At 51.8% G+C, this 18,748-nt stretch carries 16 protein-coding genes; 13 read left to right on the top strand and 3 right to left on the bottom strand.

Features of this window, described 5'->3' with window-relative positions; translation table 11 throughout:
* The first annotated feature begins 246 nt into the window (after window positions 1–246).
* The 8 genes from CJA_RS09970 to msrA all read left to right on the top strand — a co-directional run bounded on the left by CJA_RS09970 (window position 247) and on the right by msrA (window position 7,733).
* Entirely contained in the window at window positions 247–1,152 is a 906-nt protein-coding gene (locus tag CJA_RS09970) for a methyltransferase domain-containing protein (protein ID WP_012487657.1), read from the top strand.
* On the top strand, window positions 1,127–1,561 hold the full coding sequence (gene rnhA / locus CJA_RS09965) for a ribonuclease HI (protein ID WP_012487656.1): 435 nt from the start codon (window positions 1,127–1,129) through the stop codon (window positions 1,559–1,561). The genes CJA_RS09970 and rnhA overlap by 26 nt, the downstream gene beginning before the upstream one ends.
* A gap of 74 nt (window positions 1,562–1,635) precedes the next feature.
* The gene (gene dnaQ / locus CJA_RS09960; protein ID WP_012487655.1) at window positions 1,636–2,349 is read left to right on the top strand and encodes a DNA polymerase III subunit epsilon; all 714 of its coding nucleotides are present in this window, start codon (window positions 1,636–1,638) and stop codon (window positions 2,347–2,349) included.
* Between the two features lie 236 nt (window positions 2,350–2,585).
* Entirely contained in the window at window positions 2,586–4,292 is a 1,707-nt protein-coding gene (locus CJA_RS09955) for a FimL-related protein (protein ID WP_012487654.1), read from the top strand.
* Between the two features lie 110 nt (window positions 4,293–4,402).
* The gene (gene nudC, locus CJA_RS09950) at window positions 4,403–5,203 is read left to right on the top strand and encodes an NAD(+) diphosphatase (RefSeq protein WP_238526750.1); all 801 of its coding nucleotides are present in this window, start codon (window positions 4,403–4,405) and stop codon (window positions 5,201–5,203) included.
* 49 nt (window positions 5,204–5,252) lie between these two features.
* Complete coding sequence (locus tag CJA_RS09945) at window positions 5,253–5,906, top strand: hypothetical protein (RefSeq protein ID WP_012487652.1); 654 nt, start codon at window positions 5,253–5,255, stop codon at window positions 5,904–5,906.
* Window positions 5,907–5,940: 34 nt separating this feature from the next.
* Window positions 5,941–7,035 (top strand): protease SohB, encoded by a 1,095-nt coding sequence (gene sohB / locus CJA_RS09940; RefSeq protein ID WP_012487651.1) that lies wholly within the window; start codon window positions 5,941–5,943, stop codon window positions 7,033–7,035.
* Window positions 7,036–7,100: 65 nt separating this feature from the next.
* Window positions 7,101–7,733 carry a peptide-methionine (S)-S-oxide reductase MsrA gene (gene msrA / locus CJA_RS09935; RefSeq protein ID WP_012487650.1) on the top strand — a complete coding sequence of 211 codons (633 nt, stop codon included), beginning with the start codon at window positions 7,101–7,103 and terminating at the stop codon, window positions 7,731–7,733.
* A gap of 12 nt (window positions 7,734–7,745) precedes the next feature.
* On the opposite strand, the gene CJA_RS09930 is transcribed toward msrA, so the two are convergent.
* Window positions 7,746–8,471 (bottom strand): phosphoadenylyl-sulfate reductase, encoded by a 726-nt coding sequence (locus CJA_RS09930; RefSeq protein ID WP_012487649.1) that lies wholly within the window; start codon window positions 8,469–8,471, stop codon window positions 7,746–7,748.
* A 209-nt stretch (window positions 8,472–8,680) separates the two neighbouring features.
* On the opposite strand from CJA_RS09930, the gene thrH reads away from it, so the two are divergent.
* Together thrH and pelA are read left to right on the top strand one after the other, a co-directional pair.
* Window positions 8,681–9,298 carry a bifunctional phosphoserine phosphatase/homoserine phosphotransferase ThrH gene (thrH, locus tag CJA_RS09925; RefSeq protein WP_012487648.1) on the top strand — a complete coding sequence of 206 codons (618 nt, stop codon included), beginning with the start codon at window positions 8,681–8,683 and terminating at the stop codon, window positions 9,296–9,298.
* Window positions 9,299–9,479: 181 nt separating this feature from the next.
* Window positions 9,480–11,429, top strand: coding sequence for a pectate lyase (gene pelA / locus CJA_RS09920; protein ID WP_041551431.1), 1,950 nt, complete (start codon window positions 9,480–9,482; stop codon window positions 11,427–11,429).
* Between the two features lie 77 nt (window positions 11,430–11,506).
* On the opposite strand, the gene CJA_RS09915 is transcribed toward pelA, so the two are convergent.
* Window positions 11,507–12,259, bottom strand: a complete 753-nt coding sequence (locus CJA_RS09915) for a dienelactone hydrolase family protein (protein ID WP_012487646.1) — start codon at window positions 12,257–12,259, stop codon at window positions 11,507–11,509.
* A gap of 63 nt (window positions 12,260–12,322) precedes the next feature.
* Entirely contained in the window at window positions 12,323–13,738 is a 1,416-nt protein-coding gene (pabB, locus tag CJA_RS09910) for an aminodeoxychorismate synthase component I (protein WP_012487645.1), read from the bottom strand.
* Window positions 13,739–13,885: 147 nt separating this feature from the next.
* Here pabB and CJA_RS09905 point away from each other — a divergent pair, with 147 nt between their 5' ends.
* The 3 genes from CJA_RS09905 to CJA_RS09895 are packed head-to-tail and all read left to right on the top strand — an operon-like array spanning window position 13,886 to window position 18,747.
* Complete coding sequence (locus CJA_RS09905; protein ID WP_012487644.1) at window positions 13,886–14,548, top strand: DUF4230 domain-containing protein; 663 nt, start codon at window positions 13,886–13,888, stop codon at window positions 14,546–14,548.
* A gap of 39 nt (window positions 14,549–14,587) precedes the next feature.
* Window positions 14,588–17,332 (top strand): DUF2339 domain-containing protein, encoded by a 2,745-nt coding sequence (locus CJA_RS09900; protein WP_012487643.1) that lies wholly within the window; start codon window positions 14,588–14,590, stop codon window positions 17,330–17,332.
* A complete protein-coding gene (locus CJA_RS09895; RefSeq protein ID WP_012487642.1) occupies window positions 17,332–18,747 on the top strand; it encodes a DUF3999 domain-containing protein in 1,416 nt (471 codons plus the stop codon). Before CJA_RS09900 ends, CJA_RS09895 begins: the two co-directional genes overlap by 1 nt.
* Window position 18,748: the final 1 nt, after the last annotated feature.

The following is an 18,748-nucleotide window of genomic DNA, read 5'->3' as shown; positions in this document are numbered from 1 at the left end:
ATATTTGGTTGTATAAGCCAGAAATAGTTATTACTAAAGGCGGGAATTGGGCTGATTCGAATCATGGAGGAACTCCTGCTACCAATACCGGTTATTTCCATGTGCGAGCAAAAACAACTGGTTGCGCGCCTGGTTTGCGCGCACTATATATCAGACTAGGCTCGGGGCGGATTATGCAAGGTGTTGGTCAGCACCACAAATAAGTGCAGCTTTGGGCGATCAGTATTGTTTCGCAGGAGGTCTGATATGCATCGCAAACTTATGCGCGCGCCCCAGCGTTTTTTATTGCGCCTGTCCGGTATATGGAAGCGGCGTTTTGGGGTGATGCCTTTGCGCGATTCTATAGAGGACATGAGTGAATGGTTTGAAACCCCCTTGGGACAAGCCCTGATCCAGGAGGAGAAGCGCCTGGTCAATGAATCGCTCAATTGCCTGTTTGGCTATCACCTGATGCAATTGGGTATCAGCGGCCGCATTGATATGGGGGAGGGCATTCGGATTTCCCACCGCTTCCTGCTACATCCTCGCCGGGATGAACATCCCAAGCTCTCGGGACTGACCGATTTTAACCATTTACCCCTGGCATCCGATTCTATTGATGCCGTGATCCTGCATCACACCCTGGATTACACCCAAAGTCCGCACCATCTATTGCGCGAGGCTGCCAGGGTTATCATTCCCCGTGGGCACCTGGTGATTATTGGCTTCAACCCCTGGAGCCTATGGGGGCTTGGTTCATGGGTTGCCCGCCTTTTTAGCTCCCAGGCGCGCTGGCGCTACCAATACCTGCGTTTGGGGCGACTCCTGGATTGGTTGAGCCTGGTGAACCTGGAGCCGGTAGAAATATATCAAGGCTATTATCGCCCTCCGCTAGCGCAGCCTAACGCTATTCAACATTTGCAATGGATGGAGTCATGGGGTAAAAGGTGGCGCCTGCCCTGGGGAGGCTTTTATATGATAGTGGCACGCAAGGATCATCTGGCGATGACACCCATTAAACCTGCCTGGCAAGCCCCTTTACCCTTACGCGGCTTGGCGGTGCCTCGCCTGCTGGGGCAGGGTGGGCGACCACAATCGGCCCATCCACCAAGGCATGTTCATTCACCCGAAAACAAGAAGACTGCTGTTGAAGACCGTAGAAATATTCACTGATGGTGCCTGCAAGGGTAATCCTGGTCCCGGCGGTTGGGGCGCACTGCTCCGCTATGGCCAGGTCGAAAAATCCCTCTATGGCGGTGAGCCTGAAACAACCAATAATCGCATGGAGCTGATGGCGGCTATAGCAGCACTCAGTGCCTTGAAAGAACCCTGTGCCGTCGTCATTACCACTGACTCCCAATATGTGCGTAAGGGGATTACGGAATGGATGCCGGGTTGGAAGCGCAATGGTTGGCGCACTGCTGCTAAAGAGCCGGTAAAGAATGCTGATTTATGGCAGCGCCTGGATGAGCAAAACCAGCGCCACCAGGTCACCTGGAAATGGGTGAAGGGCCACAGCGGCCACCGCGAAAATGAGCTGGCCGATGCGCTGGCCAACCGCGGTATAGACGAATTGCGCTAAAAATTGCAGTAATAACGCGTTGTGATAAGCAGTAAAAAGAGTTGCGATAAAAAGTCAGGAGAAGTTAATTCACTATGCGTCAAATCGTATTGGATACTGAAACCACAGGCCTTGAGTATTCCCAGGGGCACAGGATTATCGAGATCGGCTGTGTTGAGTTGATGAATCGCCGCTTGACTGGCCGCCATTATCACCAATACATCAATCCGGAGCGGGAAGTGGATGCCGGTGCTTTCGCCGTACACGGTATCAGCAATGCCATGCTCAATGACAAACCGGTATTTGCACGTATTGTTGACGATTTCCTTAACTTTGTCGGCGATGCGGAACTGATCATCCACAATGCGGCGTTCGATATTGGTTTTATCGACCACGAATTAAATATGCTGCGTCCGGGTTTTGGCAGTATCAAGGGGCGCTGTGGTGTTATAGATACGCTCTTGCTGGCACGCAACAAGCATCCGGGCCAAAAAAATAACCTGGATGCCTTGTGTAAGCGCTATGGTGTCGACAACTCCCAGCGCGACCTGCACGGCGCCTTGCTGGATGCCGAGATCCTTGCCGATGTGTATTTGGCCATGACCGGTGGCCAGACCAGCCTTTCCCTGGGGGGAAACCAGGCAAAGGCAGAAGGGGGGGGCAATCAGGAGGGTATTCGCCGACTCAGTAGCCAGCGACCGGCCCTGCGGGTGATTAGCGCCTCTGCCGAAGAGTTGCAGGCACATGAAGAGAAGCTGGCAGCCATTGCCAGGAGCAGTGGTGATAATTGTTTGTGGTTAAAACCCTGATGGCCCAAAATTTGGCCAACTGAGATTTGCTTGGCAATCCCGCATCAAGATAGCGGGTAAAGCCTGGTCCGGGCGTGAAATCTGCGGATGTATGGTATAGAGTCAGACGCGTTATGCCTCGGATAAAGGCTGAAAATTGCTGCCATATCAACCACCTAGCATAAGTGGTGAAATCGGCTAAGCTTGATCAACACCTAACCTGAGATGTTTTCATCTCCCCAATTGAGATCAACCTCGTGAGCACGACAGAATCTGTAAATCTCGCATCCCTGAAAATGGTGCATGATGAGCTGGTCGCCACTATCGAGCAGTCAGCAGTGCGCCTGGAGCAGTTTGCGCAGGATCGCAACAACGGCGAGTTACTGCAAAACTGTATTGAAGGAATCAAGCAAATTCGCGGCACCCTCAGCCTGATTCAAATGCGGGGGGTAGATCTCCTGGCCGATGAGCTACTTAATCATATTACTGACATTACCCTGGGCGATGATCCGACAACCGATCCCAAGTTGGAGTTATTGACAGCCAGTTTTTTTATCCTGCCCCGCTACCTGGAATACTGTTCACAGACCTCCCGGGGTATGGCGGTTTTACTGATCCCTTACATCAATGAATTGCGCCAGGCGCGCAAGGCACCGCTGCTGCAAGAAAGCTATTATTTTAATTTCACCCCTGGACGAATCAGTCGCAAGGGTTTACCAGAGCCCGTGGCTTTACCGGAAGATTACAGCCAATTGGTTCGTCGCTTGCGCCATATGTACCAGACGGGCTTGCTGAATGTACTGAAGAATGTACAAGCCAAAGCCTCGCTTGGCATGATGGTGCGCGCACTGGAGCGACTTGAGTCAGCAACCCTGGGAAGCAACCTCGGTAATTTTTGGTGGCTGGCCAGCACAACCCTGGCTGCAATCATTGAAAAGCGCATGGCATTAACCAAAACACGTCGCTTGTTGTTCAGTGCCATTGATCGCGAGATTAAACGCTTTCAATTTGAAGGCACTGCCGTGTTGCAGCGCGAACAGGATCCACAGCTGCTAAAAGAGCTGCTGTATATTTTGGCGCTGGCCCACTCTACCAGTGAAAAATCCCAGTCAGTGCTGATCGGTTATGGTGTTCCTCCGCTAAGTTACAGCGAAGCGGAACTCCAACGCGAAAATGAATTCCTCAAAGGGCCAAGCGCAAATACCATTGCCTCTATGGTCAATGTGCTGCGCGATGAATTGCACAGTACGAAAAATATTCTCGAGCGCGCCGCACAAGGTGGAGCCGAGTTGCTCAATGAATCGCCTGAATTACTGGAAACCCTGAAGAAAATTGCCGATATCCTTAAGGTGGTTGGACTGGTTGTTCCCAGTAACAGCCTGAGGCAGGAAATTGACAAAATTGCGCATTGGCAAGCAACCCATTCTGCTATAGCCCCCGAAGAAATGCTGCAAGTGGCTGATACCCTGCTATACGTCGAAAGCACCATTGCCGGTTTGGGTAATGCCAATCTTTCCGATGAGAAAGTTGCGCAAATTAATGCATTATCGCGCGATGCCGCCATGTCAAATAACCAAATTGCCGAGGCTGAAAAAATTGTCATCGACGAAGCCGAAGCTGGCCTGGTGTTGGTCAAGCGTGCGCTGACAGCGTTCTCTGAATCCAATTACGACAAAGGACATATCAGCAATATTGTCGGCACCCTGGATGCGGTACGTGGTGGTATGTTTGTACTTGGATTGCCGCGTGCCGCTAAAGTACTGGCCGGTTGTATGCGTTTTGTTGACGAGGATTTGCTGCAGGGCGAGCAGCATCCAGCCGTGCAACATATGCTGGAAACCTTTGCGGATGCCATTATCAGCCTCGAATATTATCTGGATAGCCTTAAATTGGATAAAAATGCAGACACCAGTGTGTTGCAAATCGCCGAGGAGAGCCTGCAAGCGCTGGGATATCAGGTCTGATGTTGTACCTGTTAGGTTAAAGAGGTTTTATGGAGCCGATAGCGCTCGCCTCCTTTGAGTTTTCCCTTTCCAAAAACCTTCCGGGCAAATCACTTGCCCGGAATTATTTTGTGGTAAGTGATGTTCGGGGAAAGGTGGATCAATTGCTGTGCGATACCGACGGCACATTATGTATCCTGACCTCCGCCGGGCTGGAGTGCCTGAAAGCACAGGTGCAGCATCCTGCCAGTCATGAGCAATATCTTGGGCACAATAGCCAGCAGACGTTTTGGGTTGTTGCCATGCCAGCATCAACGTTGCGTGGTAATTACCAGTGGTTGGGGTTGCGTGCACAGTTGGGGCAAGTGGATGCCACGCTATTCAGCCTGGCCGGACGGGCCCTGCAAATTTGCCAGTGGTATTTCGACCATGCCTATTGCGGTCGATGCGGACAGCCGACAAAAACCGATCAAGTGGATAGCGCGCGTGTATGCCTGGCATGCCAGCTGCGTTTTTACCCGCGTATTTCCCCGTGCATGATTGTCCTCGTGGTGCGCGACCAGGAACTATTACTGGCGCATCACGTGCGGGCATCGCGCCCGGTTTACACAACCCTGGCCGGATTTGTCGAAGCCGGGGAGCGTGTGGAGGATACCGTGCACCGCGAGGTTTATGAGGAGGTTGGAGTAAGGCTGGGCCAGCTTGAGTATATTACCAGCCAATCCTGGCCTTTTCCGGGGCAGTTGATGCTTGGTTTTATTGCTGAATATGCCAGTGGCGATATTCAAATTGACGGCGAAGAAATATTGGATGCGAACTGGTTCCGCTACGATCAGTTGCCTCAGGTGCCACCAAAAGCTACTGTAGCAGGGCAGTTGATAGACCTTTATGTACAGCGTTGCTTGGTAAAACAGTTGCCGGGTAAAAAATAGCGTAGCCCTGTCAACAATAACAATTGAACCATATTTCCGGGAATGACTTATGCTTTACACACTGATTGCCATTATCGTTGGCCTTATAGCGCTTTATGTTGCCTATCAAGCTGTGAGAGTATTGGCATTGAAAAGCTGGTTTTTAGGGTTTTTTCGCGGCTTATTCGGCCTGGGATTGTTAGTCCTGGCTATAGGTATTGGGGTGGTAGCTTACGATGTATACAGCTACAAGCAAATCCTGCAGGAACAGCCAGTAGCGACTATCAGTTTCGAAAAAATTGAAAATCAATACTTTGATGTGCGCCTGGTCGATAAGGATGGTAAGGAAACCCGCTATAGCCTGCGCGGCGACCAGTGGCAGCTGGACGCCCGTATCGTGAAATGGAAAGGTTATATCGCCACCCTGGGGATTAAACCGGCATATCGCTTAGAGCGTTTGAGTGGCCGCTACTTTGATATAGAGCAGGAAACAACCGCAAAACGCACGGCCTATGCCATTCATCAAAGTCTTTATGGCCTGGATGTTTGGCAGTTGCTGAACAAGCATCCACAATGGGTGCCGGCAATAGACACGGTATACGGCTCAGCGACCTATCTGCCGATGATCGATAAAGCGCTTTTTGAAGTTACCCTGTCGCATACGGGATTACTGGCCCGTCCACTGAATGATGCGGCGCGCGAAGCGGTCAGCCTGATCAATTAATGGTTTGTTTTACTACTTATCTGGAGTTTGTGGTTTGGAATTTTTAGCAGAATACGGTTTGTTCCTCGCTAAAACGGTGACCTTTGTGGTTGCCGTTTTTGTCATTATCAGCCTGGCTGTGTCACTTGGAGGGCGCAATAAAAAATCTGACAAAGGGCAGATTGAAGTCATTAAGCTGAATGAAAAGTATGAGCAGATGCGCGATGCCCTGCGCGATGCCATGATGGACGAAGAGGCTTACAAGGCTTTTGAAAAGGCGGAGAAAAAACGGTTAAAGGAAGAAAAGGCGCAAAAGAAAAAAGCCGCCAAAACAACAGCCAAACCTGCTGAAGACACTGTCGATAGCGGTGCTGGACACGCTGAAGCACCAGAGAAAAAGCGTGTTTTTGTGCTGGATTTTTACGGTGATATCAAGGCCTCTGCCTGCGACAATTTGCGTGAGGAAATCACCACGGTATTGAGTATTGCCAAACCCACTGACGAAGTAGTCGTCAAGGTTGAAAGTGGTGGCGGCATGGTACATGGCTACGGCCTGGCGTCCAGCCAGCTTGCGCGCATTACCCACAAACACATTCCGTTGACGGTCTGCGTTGATAAGGTCGCTGCCAGCGGTGGTTACATGATGGCGTGTGTCGCCAATAAAATTGTCGCTGCCCCATTTGCCATTGTGGGATCAATAGGGGTTATCGCCCAATTGCCCAACTTCCACAAGCTGCTGAAAAAGAATGATATTGATTTTGAAATGTTCACCGCTGGCGAGTTCAAGCGCACCGTGACAATGTTTGGTGAAAACACAGAAAAAGGTCGCGCCAAATTTGTTGAAGAGCTGGAAGATACCCATGTGCTCTTTAAGGAGTTTGTCGGTGAGCATCGCCCACAGGTGGATATTGCCAAGGTTGCCACCGGTGAGGTTTGGTTTGGCCGCCGCGCCAAAGATGTCAACCTGATCGACGAATTGCAAACCAGTGATGAATACCTGCTGTCCCAGGTCGATCAGGCCGATATTTATACTGTGGAATTTACCTTTAAAAAGACACTGCCGGAAAAATTGGGCCTGGCTGCCCAGGGCGCTGTCGATCGCCTGCTGATGACCTGGTGGGAAAGGTTAAATTTGAATCGCTGGTTCTAACCTGAAACGGTGCCTGAGGGCGCCGTTTTTGTTGGTAGTGTGGATGTAGGTGATACGAGGTTCCTATGTTGTTTAATACCACCAAAATGATAATGCCCACCCGCGAGCAGGCCTTGCCGGGCAGGGCAGAGCCCATACTCGTCGATGATCGGCATGCCGTAAAACTGGTGTCCATCAAGCCGCCTTTTCCTGTGGGGATGGAACAGATTATCCTGGGGCTGGGGTGTTTTTGGGGCGCGGAGCGAAAATTTTGGCAGCAGCCCGGGGTATACACCACCGCTGTCGGCTATTCGGCCGGGTATACGCCCAATCCCACTTATGAAGAAGTATGCTCGGGCTTAACGGGCCATAACGAGGTTGTATTGGTTGTTTTTGATCCTGAGCAAGTCTCGCTGGGACAGCTGCTCAAGGTTTTCTGGGAGGCCCATAACCCCACCCAGGGCATGCGCCAGGGGAATGACAGGGGCACACAATACCGCTCGGGAATCTATTACTTTACCGAGGCGCAACGCGAATTGGCGGAAGCCACCCGGAGAGACTATCAGTCAGCCTTGAACGAAAACGGGCTGGGAGAGATAACCACCGAGATTTTGCCGGCGAGTGAGTTCTATTACGCAGAAACCTATCACCAGCAGTACCTGCACAAAAATCCCGGTGGTTATTGCGGTTTGGGTGGCACGGGTGTGTGCCTGGGTTAAGGTTGGTTGCTTTTACTGATCCACATTCCCGGCGTGTAGGCCACATTCTTTTTTCGTGGCCTCTTCCCACCACCAGCGGCCTTCGCGCTCATGTTGCCCGGGAGCTACCGGGCGAGTGCAGGGCTCGCAGCCAATCGAAATAAAACCGCGCTCATGCAGTTCGTTGTAGGGCACTTCGCACAGGCGGATATAGTCCCAGACGTCTTTGGAGGACCAGTTGACCAGCGGATTAAACTTGGTCAGGGTTTCGCCGGGGCGTGCAAACAAGGTGTCGTTCTGGATGGCGGGAATATCGGTGCGTGTAGGGCTTTGGTCCTTGCGCTGGCCAGTAATCCAGGCATCCAGGGTAAGCAGTTTTTTACGCAGCGGCTCAATTTTGCGAATGCCGCAACATTCTTTATGGTCGTCCTCATAAAAACTAAATAAGCCTTTTTCGGCCACCAGCTTGCGTACTGCATCGCCATCAGGGGAAATCACATCAATCTTGATACCGTAGTGTTTGCGTACTTTTTCGATAAACCGATAAGTCTCCGGGTGCAGGCGGCCAGTATCCAGGCAGAAAACGGGGACATCCGGACGATAATTGCGGGCCATTTCAATCAGCACAACATCTTCCGCACCGCTGAAAGAAATGGCGATATTGTCAAAGTGATTGAGGGCGTACTTGAGGATTTTCTGCGGACTTTCTTGCTGGAACTTGGTGTCCAGGTCGACCACATTAATCAGGTTGTCAGTCATGGCAGCGTCTCACGGTCAGAGGTGGATGCCTGGCTAGTGCCTATACAGGCTGGCATCAGGTTTTGATTGTTGTGCAAAGGATACCAGACTGGGCCTGTACGGCCCAAACCCGCTTCTGGGCGGGTTTGCTTTAGTGGTGTAAAACGGGTAGATTGCTGCCACTTTTTGGGTGCAAATAGCCTGTTTTTTAACCGTTTTGGGAGGTCGCTGTGGAAATTGCATGCCTGGATTTGGAAGGGGTTTTGGTTCCCGAGATTTGGATTGAGTTCGCCAAGGTGACCGGTATCGAGGAGCTCAAGGCTACAACCCGTGATATACCGGATTATGATGTACTGATGAAGCAGCGCATTCGCATCCTCGAACAGCATAAATTGGGTTTGAAGGAAATCCAGGATGTAATTGCAACCCTGAAGCCGCTGGACGGTGCCGTTGAGTTTGTTGACTGGTTGCGCGAGCGTTTCCAGGTCATCATCCTGTCTGACACCTTCTATGAATTTTCCCAACCCCTGATGCGCCAGTTGGGATTCCCGACCTTGTTCTGCCATCGCTTGAATATCGATGAGCGCGGCATGGTAGCGGGTTACACCCTGCGCCAGAAAGACCCCAAGCGCCAATCAGTGCTTGCGCTTAAAACCCTTTACTATCGTGTTATTGCTGCGGGTGATTCCTATAACGATACCACCATGCTGGGTGAAGCCGATCAAGGTATTCTGTTCCACGCACCGCAAAATGTGATTGATCAGTTCCCACAGTTCCCCGCTGTCCATACCTACGAAGATTTGAAAAAAGAATTTATCAAGGCGAGTAATCGCACACTGAGCCTTTAAGCTTTACATAGCTTGATGGAACTTTTTCCGGGGGTGGGAGTTTAAGTACCTATCCCCGGAACTCCAGGAATGAGTCCTTAAGCAAATACATTATTATTAAAATAATTCGGGTTTTCTTCACCGAACACACTATCGGCATAGTATTGGTCAATGAGTAGTTATTATTCAGAGAACCATGCTTATGAAACTCATGCACTTGGGAGTTGCGTTATTTACAACCAGTCTTATCGCCTGTGGCGGCGGTTCCGGTGGTAGCAGTAATAACTCAACCAGTTCCAGTTCGTCGTCTGTTCCAGGCAGTGCCTCTTCCTCACAGGGCACTTCCGTATCCAGTAGCAGTTCATCTGCCAGCCTGGAGCCTGCTTCCAGCAGCAGCTCTTCTTCAAGTTCGGAACCTGTATCCAGCAGCTCCAGTGTTTCATCGTCCTTGCCTTCGGCGGCGTCCCCTTTACCCTTACTGGAAAACTTTAATGATGTCGTGGATGCGGATGGTTTTTTCAGCGAAGGCTATAAGTCCCTGAGTGCCAGTAACCAGGCTTTTTATTTCCGTGTGTCCGGTACGCCGCTTTTCAGTGATGGCAGGATGCGTTTACCGGCAGCGCGTTTCACACTTGGCAATACACAGCCGGAGACAACCAGTGCCGCTGGTGATACCCAAACACAGGGTGAACTGGATCTCTCCCAGGCTTACCGTATTTCTTTTTGTGTATTGGATTGGGAAGTGACAGGCAGCAACAAAAACCTGCAGTTGTATGTTGATAACAATACCTCGGCAGCGGCTAATTCCATCCATGGTTCATCCAGCCGTATCCATCAGGTTGCCGTTGATACCCTGACGCGGGGTGAGCGAGTTGTTGTTGAGTCGAGTTTAGGCTCGGCAACATCCTATCTCCAGTTGCGCACAGAAAGCGGGGCCGTTGTTGTGCTCGATGACCTGTGGATTGGCTATCAAGCGGATACCAGCACCGAGCCGAGTGCGCAGAGCTGTGCGGGCTATCTCGTATCTTCCAGTTCGTCCAGCAGCTCCTCATCTTCAGGCAGTAACAGTTCATCGGCCCCAATGCTGTCGCAGACCAATAACCCGGTATACACGGAGCTTAACAACTACAAAAGCTGGCTGAGTAGCAGCGGTGATGCAGCCGCCAAATTGGCAGCAGACAAAACCCGTGCTGACAATATGATTAGCTGGCAGCTGCCCCATGGCGGTTTTTATAAATTTGATGTTTCCAAGTACAACAATCCCTGGAACGGCAGTGAATCCCGCTCGGATTGGCGCGGGGCCAACAACGTCGAATTGGGTACTATCGACAATGATGCCACGGTATCGGAGCTCCTGTTCCTGGCCGATGTCTATCGCCGCAGTGGCGATAGCAAGTACCGCGATGCTGCCCGTCGTGCGATGGATTTTATCCTGACCATGCAGTATGCCAGCGGTGGCTGGCCCCAGGTGTACCCTGCGCGGACGGGCACTACCTATTCCAACCATGTCACCTTTAACGATGATGCCATGGCGCGGGTATTGATCTTGCTCGACCAGTCACAAAAAGCCGTGGCCCCATTGGACGGTGATCTTTTTAGTGGCGAGCAGTTGTCGCAAATAGAGGCCGCCATCAATAAGGGGGTCGATTTTATTGTGAATGCCCAGATAGAGCAGAACGGCGTTAAAACGGTTTGGTGTGCCCAGCATGATCCGGTAACTTATGTGCCTCGCGGGGCGCGCTCTTATGAGTTGCCCTCCAAGAGTGGCAAGGAGTCGGTGCTGGTTGTGGCATTCCTGATGACGCGCCCCCAGACCCCGGAAGTTGAAGCCTCTGTCAAGGCAGCTTTGGCCTGGTATCGCAGTGACAGTGTGAAGGTGGCTAACACCGCTTATATCAAGCGCTCCTCCGGTAGCACGGATGACAGTTACAATCCTATCCAGCCGCAAAGTGGCAGCACCATGTGGTATCGCTTTTATGATGTGGATGCGGACACCGGATTTTTCAGTGGGCGTTTATCGACGGATAATCCGCCGGGTACCGGCAAGCAATATGACATTATGGAAATTGAGCCGGAGCGTCGCTATGGCTATGAGTGGGGCGGTGATTACGGCACCAAAATTCTGAACTATGCCCAAAGTGTTGGCTACTGATTTAACCTGGTTCCACTGACAAAAAAGCCCGCCATAAAAATACTATGGCGGGCTTTTTATTATTGGCGGGGTGGGGCTTAGTAGAGTACGCGTCTGAACAGGCCAATCGCCATTTGATAGCCGAGCAGTTGTAACTCCGCATCGTAGCGATCGCCTTCGTCACGCATAAAGGCGTGTACGCCATTAAACTCGTGCCAGGTAAAGTTCACGCCCTTTTCCACCAGGTTTTGATAAACCCTGGCGCGACCTTCCGCCGGGATGTGCGGGTCTTGCTTACCCCAGATCATTTGCAGTTCGCCGCGGATGTCTTTGGTGCGTGTAAGGCTGTCGTTGCCGGTTTGCGAGGGGGTCAGGCCGGAATGGATATCGGTAGCGTAGAAACAACTGGTTGCCAGCACAGACGGGTGCATGGCAGCGCGATAAGCCAGGCCGCCCCCCAGGCAAAACCCCATAGCGCCCAGCTTGCCGGAGTAATAGGGCAGGGTGTTCAGATAATCCACCATGGACTGGGTGTCGCTATCGTGGGCTTCGAGGTGTTTGGCCACTTTATCGGCGTTGCCTTTATCTCGCCCTGCGTCGTCGTAACCCAATACGGTACCGATCGGGTTCAGCTCATGGAAAACTTCCGGTACCAACACAATAAAGCCGTGGCCCGCCATAATTTGTGCGCTGCGGCGAATCGGTGAGGTTTGTTGGAAAATCTCGGAATAGAGGATAATCGCCGGGAATTGCTTGTGTTCAGTTTCAGCTGTTTCCCGAGGGCGATACACATAAGTGCGCATAGTGCCCGTCGGGGTATCCAGGTCTACCTGGTGGTTTTGGATAAGCATGGGTTGTTCCTCGTTGTTGAATACAGGGGCCTGAGGTGCTTGGTCAACGATTCGGCGGACAGGTCAGGTTGTGGGACCAAAGTACTGCTCCAGAGTATCCATCAGTACTTTTACCTTGGCGATGGATTCTGTGTATTCCTGATCGGTTTCTGAATCGGCCACTATGCCGCCGCCGCCCCAGCAGTGGATCTGTTCGCCATCGCAGACCAGTGTGCGAATCGCGATGTTGGTGTCCATTTGTCCATCCTGGCTGATATAGCCCAGGCTGCCGCAATACACAGAGCGCCGTGTCGGCTCCAGCTCCTCGATAATTTCCATGGCGCGAATTTTGGGCGCGCCGGTGATGCTGCCACCGGGAAAGCTATCGCGCAGCACATCCAGGGGACTGGCATTGGGGTTTAACTGTGCGGTCACGGTGCTGACCAGGTGGTGTACGTTGGCAAAAGTTTGCAATTCGCACAGCGTCGGCACTTTTACCCGGGTACAGTGCTTGCTCAGGTCATTGCGCAACAGGTCCACGATCATCACGTTTTCGGCGCGATTCTTGGTGCTGTTCACCAGCCAGTTGGCATTAGCAACATCTTCCTCCGCCGTTGCGCCGCGCTTGATAGTGCCTTTAATCGGTTTGGTTTCTACCTGCTGCCGGCGCACCTGGATAAATCGCTCCGGTGACAGGCTGAGTACTGCCCCCTGGGGGAGTTGCATAAAACCGGAAAAAGGTGAGGGGAGGCTGGTTCGCAACGCCAGGTAGGCAAGCAGGGGATCGCCCTGGTAACAGGCGCTAAAGCGCTGGGCATAGTTCACCTGATAGCAATCGCCTGCGCGGATATAAGCCTGGATCTGCGCCATGGCTTTGGCGTATTCATCTACATTAACTTTGCTTTTAAACTCATTGATTTTAAATAAATTATTGTCACTCTTAAGGTTGAGTCTAGGTTCGTGGAACCAGGTGTTTTGCGGCGCATCCCGGCACAATTGCTCGATTTCCAAAAAGTTATAAGCAGCATCCAGGGCCGGGTTGAACACCAGCCACGCCTGTTGTTGCTGATGATCCTGCAGTATTGCCCAGGGATAGATACCAATACTCAGGTCCGGCAGGTCAATATCGGCCTGGGCCTGGTTGGGCAGTTTTTCCAGGCGTCGACCCAGGTCGTAGCCAAAATAGCCCAGGGCACCGCCAATAAAGGGCAGGGGGTGGCTAACGGCATCGCTGGACAGGGATAGATACTGCCCTAACAGCTGGAAGGGATCGTCCAGGGAATGGGATTGGCTGGTGGTGTTGTGCGTTATGACCGTCCGTGTGCCATGGGTTTCCAGATTAACGGACGGGGCTGCGGCAAGGATGTCAAAGCGGCCGTAGTGGCTCCCCGGGTGTCCGGAGTCCAGCCAGACAAGGCGTGGCAGGTGGCGAATCGCCAGTAGCCAGGAGACTGAATCGGGCGTGTAGGGAAGGGGATGTAATACCAGGCTAGATTGCATGGGAGGGCTTTATATACCAGTACCAGGCTATGGGAGTGGGACGCCAACCTTAATCACAGATAGAGAAGGGCATAAGGCAAGTGGCTGGCATTCTACCTTATACTGACAGCCATTTTCCGTACCCTTGTACAAGCAAAGTGAGGCACCATGGATATTGTGTTATTTGTCATTGCCTTGGTAGTGGGCGCTGTTGCCGCCTGGCAAGGTTTTTCCTGGTATTACCGCAAGCACCTCAAGATGCCGGGCCAGGATATTACCAGTGAGTCCCAGGTGTTGTTGGAGCGCATTGAAAAGGTCTTTAAAGTGGTGCTCGCTGAAGGCTATTTCACCGAAATTTATGACCACAATGCAAAACGTGCCTTTCTCGGTATCTTCAAAACCAACAGTAAAGCCCTGGTGGTTGCCAAAGCCAAGGTATCTGTTGGTTACGATTTCAGCAAAATGCGTTTTCGGCGCGACTTTGATAAGAAAACCCTGGTGGTTGAACATTTTGCCGAGCCGGAAATCCTGGCCACGGATACAGATTACAAGTTTTATGACATCAACCAGGGATTGTTGAACAAATTCGATAACGAGGATTACACCGCTATCCTGGCCGAAGCCAAAAAGCTGATGCAGGACAAAGCCATGGAAAGTGACTTGCCGCAAATAGCCCAGCAGCAAATCCAGTTAATGATGCAGCAGCTCTGTGCCTCCATAGGGTGGCAACTGGAACAGGAGCAGATCCTGATGCCAGTGAAAACCCTGGCGATTGAATCAGTGGACAAAGCATCAAACGCTTTAGCGGATCAATCAACCAAAACGGAATAATTGGTTACACAATAACGCGCCGATCTTTATAGGAAATCTATGTTTCTCGTTATTACGTTCACCTTGGTGGGATTAGTGCTCGGCGCTATGGCGTTAGGGTATGACGGCTGGCTGATTGGTACAGTCCTGGGTTTTTTAGCGGGGCAGGTATTAAACCTGTCCAATAAGCTTGCAGAGCAATCCCGCCATGTAGCGCAGTTACTGGCCTGGCAGAAAAAACTGCAAGAGCCTGAGCTTAAATCCCCACCACCCGTCTCAACACCTGTTGTTAATGCTCAAACAGCGGGTTCTCCTGTATCCGAGCATACACACGCGGCAGTAAAAGCATCTGAGATACAGAAAACAGAAGCTGTGGCCGACATGAAGCTGGATCTGGATTTGCCAGATATGGCATCACCTCCACATAAACCAAAACCAGCACAACCTGATCCATTAACGAAGCTGACAACCTGGGTGCAGCGCTTTTTCACCGAGGGTAACCCTATTGTCCGCATCGGTATGGTGGTGATGTTTTTCGGCCTGAGCTTTTTAGTGAAGTACACGGCCAACCAGGGGTTGTTGCCGCTTGAATTACGCATGGCAATGGTGGCCGCTGTCTCGGTGGTATTAATTGTGTTGGGGTGGAAAACCCGTCACAAGGCTGGCGGCTATGGATTGGTGCTGCAAGGGGGTGGTGTCGCTGCGCTTTACCTGACCCTGTTTGCAGCGGCCAAACTCTATGAGGTGATGCCTGTTACTGTGGCGCTGGCATTCATGCTGTTGACTGTTGCTGTGGGTGTGCTCCTGGCGTTATTGCAAAACGCCCAGGTACTATCCCTGATGGCAACGGCTGGCGGTTTCCTGGCGCCTATCCTTACCTCCGATGGCTCGGGCAACCATGTTGCGCTGTTCAGTTTTTACCTGCTACTCAACCTGGGCATATTGGCGATTGCCTGGTTCAAAACCTGGCGCCTGCTGAATTGGATTGGCTTTGTCTTTACCTTTGTGATCAGCACTGCCTGGGGCGTACTGGATTACCAGCCGCATTTATATGCCAGTACCCAACCATTCCTGCTGGCCTTTTTTGCGCTCTACCTATTGGTATCGGTACTTTTTTCGCTGAAACAGCCGCCTAACCTGAAAGGATTGGTCGATGCCAGCCTGGTGTTTGGTTTACCCATTGTGGGGTTCGCTTTGCAAACGGCCCTGTTAAAGCACACGGAATATGGTTTGGCGATCAGTGCCCTGGTGTTGGCAGCTGTCTATATCGGCCTGGCGCGTTTCCTGTGGTTTAAATACCAACAGACACACCGCGTCCTGATTGAATCGTTTATTGCCTTGGGCGTTGGCTTTGCCACCCTGGCGATTCCGCTGGCGCTGAGTGCACAATGGACATCGGCAAGCTGGGCGTTGGAGGCCATTGGCCTGATATGGGTGGGGTTGCGCCAACAGCGTTTACTGCCGCGCTTCGCCGGTTATTGCCTGCATCTTGCGGCAGCGGTAGCGCTCATTATCCAGGGTATAGCGACTGGCCCCGTGGCGATTATCAGCGGTGATTTTATCGGCCTGCTGATCCTGTCCCTGACCGCGCTTTGCGCTGCCTATTTGCTGCATCGTTATGCGCAGCAGGCCCTGTCGCCGGCCCTGGCCATGGCGAGGGTGGCACTGGCGATTGGCTGGTTGTGGTGGCTGTTTGCCGGCGTCACGGAGTTACAAGCCCATGTGCCTGGTGAATACCTGATTGTGTTGGTCAATGGTTTTTTTGTGGCCTCTACCCTGGTGATATTGCTGATCAGCCGCAACACTGCCTGGCCCGGTGCCGCCTCCCTCGGTTTTTGGTTATTGCCGCTGGTGGCATTGTGGAGCTTGCGCCATTACGGTGAATCCCTCTTTATCGGTTATAGCGTTTATCCCTCCCAGGGTTGGGGATTACTGGGATTGCTGGCATTTTTTGCAGTGCAATATCGCATCCTCTGGTTACAGCAGGCGATACGTCCAGCGGCACTGTTGAGTGCGTACCATGTGCTGACTGCCTGGTTTTTATGGCTCCTGGTGTATTGGGAAGCATCTTATTGGCAGTCGTATTTTAATTGGCAAGGAACCACCAAACTCATGCTCTGGTTTGCCTGTGTGGTGATTCCTTTATCTGCCTTGCTCTATCTTGCGCCCAAAGCATGCTGGCCTTTTACCGCATGGCAGCGCGATTACCGGCGATGGATTCCTGCCCCGCTGGTTATCCTGTTGGGTTATTGGTTTATCCATGCCAGCCATTACACCGGGATAACTGACTATTTCTATTTGCCCATTATCAACCCGCTGGATGTGGCCCAGGCCGCTGTATTGATTGTCCTGGTTTATATCTACCGACGCGATTTGTTAGCGGCCCAACAATGGCCCACCCCCCTGCGCTGGGGACTGCTGGGTGGTTTGGGATTCGTGTGGTTAAACCTGGTTGTTTTACGCGCACTCCACCACTATACCGGGGTGGCCTATCACCCGGAGGCGCTGTGGCATTCCGACCTGGTGCAAATGGCCCTGTCGATCCTGTGGAGCCTGTGTGCTTTGGTGGTAATGAATATTTCCCGTCGTATCCAATGGCGTGAGCTGTGGTTAATCGGTGCAGGCTTGTTGGCGATCGTACTGATAAAACTGTTCACCAAAGATCTGGGGGACAGTGGCACCTTGGCCAGGATTATTTCGTTTATGGTCGTGGGTGGCCTGATGCTGTTAATTGGTTATCTGTCGCCAATCCCGGGCAGACCTGTTGTTTCAGATCCTGAAAAGGGCCAAGAGGAGAAGTCCTGATGCGATTTTTATGGAGTGGCTGCCTTGCATTGGTGCTGGCCTGCGGCGCGTTAAATACGGTTGCCGGAGTTGTTGCTGTTTACGACATAAAACTTCAGCCAGACAAGGCTACGCCTTACTTGCAGCTGGAATTAACCGAAGATATTTATCGCTACTCCCGCAGTAGCGATTTACAGGATCTGGTCGTCGTTGATGGGCAGGGCAATAGATTGCCACACCGGGTTATCCGTATCCCCGTCGCGCAGGCACCGCAAGAACAGGTTAGCCATGTGCACTTTTTCCCTGTGCCTGTCGGGGCCAAACCGGAAACGCTTCTGGCGCTTAGCAGTGCATCTATTCGCCTGGATGACAACGCCATTTCCGTTACCGTGGAAAAAACACCCCGTACAGAGTTGCTCGATCAACAAGCCCCGATTGATTTTTATGTGGTGGATCTGACGGAGTTCAGGGCGACTGCCGATAAGCTGCAACTGGATTGGCAGGTGGCAGAAATCAACCAGTACCTGGATGTGGAAATTAGTGGCTCCAACGATTTGTCCAGTTGGTCGCCGGTTGCCCATGGCACTCTGGTGCAATTGCAAAAAAACGGACAAAAGCTAACACGCAAGCAAATCGGGCTAAACCTTCACGCGCGGGAATATGCTTATTTGCGTTTGCAGTTTCCCCGCGGTGGGCAGGGCTTGCTGTTAACCAGTGTGCAGGTAATTACACAGCAGGCCTCAAATGCCTTGATTGCAGATAGGCAGTGGCAAGTGACCGGGCGTTTAGCCGAGGCTCAAACATCGGCACTGAATGCCAAATCTTCGGTTAATAAAGCATCGGCGGCTGCCTGGGAGTTTACCCGCGCTGAAATGGCGCCGGTCACTCGTATAAGCCTGGCACTGGGCGAAACCAGCTATGGCGATAATATCAAGCTGTTTTCCCGTCGTACGGAAAAGCAGCCCTGGCAATTGGTGTATCAGGGCGTTTGGTTTAATGCACAGGTAGGTGATGTGTGGCAACACAGTGATAGTATCAGTATCTACCAAAACAGTGATTTATTCTGGCGAGTTGAATTGAGTGAACAGGTTCGAAACAACGCGAACCCAATACTGGTTTTCCACCATCAGTCGCAATTGTTGCAATTTATTGCCAGTAATGCAGCGCCCTTTAAGGTTGGCATAGAAACCGATCATCCGCTGCCGAATAACAGCGCCGGGGCACAGGTTTTCTCGCAGTTAACGGCAGGAAAAGAGGTTCAATGGGAAAAAGTTGACGCGGTAAACCTCGACCCTGATATTCATCAATTTGCTCGCTTTAGCGAGTCAGTGAATTGGACAACCCTGGTGTTTTGGGGGATTTTGTTGTTAGCGGTTGGCGTGCTAGTCTTTGTGGCAATCCGATTAATCAAGGCTGTTGGTTCCACTTCCCAATAAG

It is taken from the genome of Cellvibrio japonicus Ueda107 (assembly GCF_000019225.1).
Classification (GTDB): Bacteria; Pseudomonadota; Gammaproteobacteria; order Pseudomonadales; family Cellvibrionaceae; genus Cellvibrio; species Cellvibrio japonicus.
This window is presented reverse-complemented; position numbering and strand designations above follow the sequence as displayed.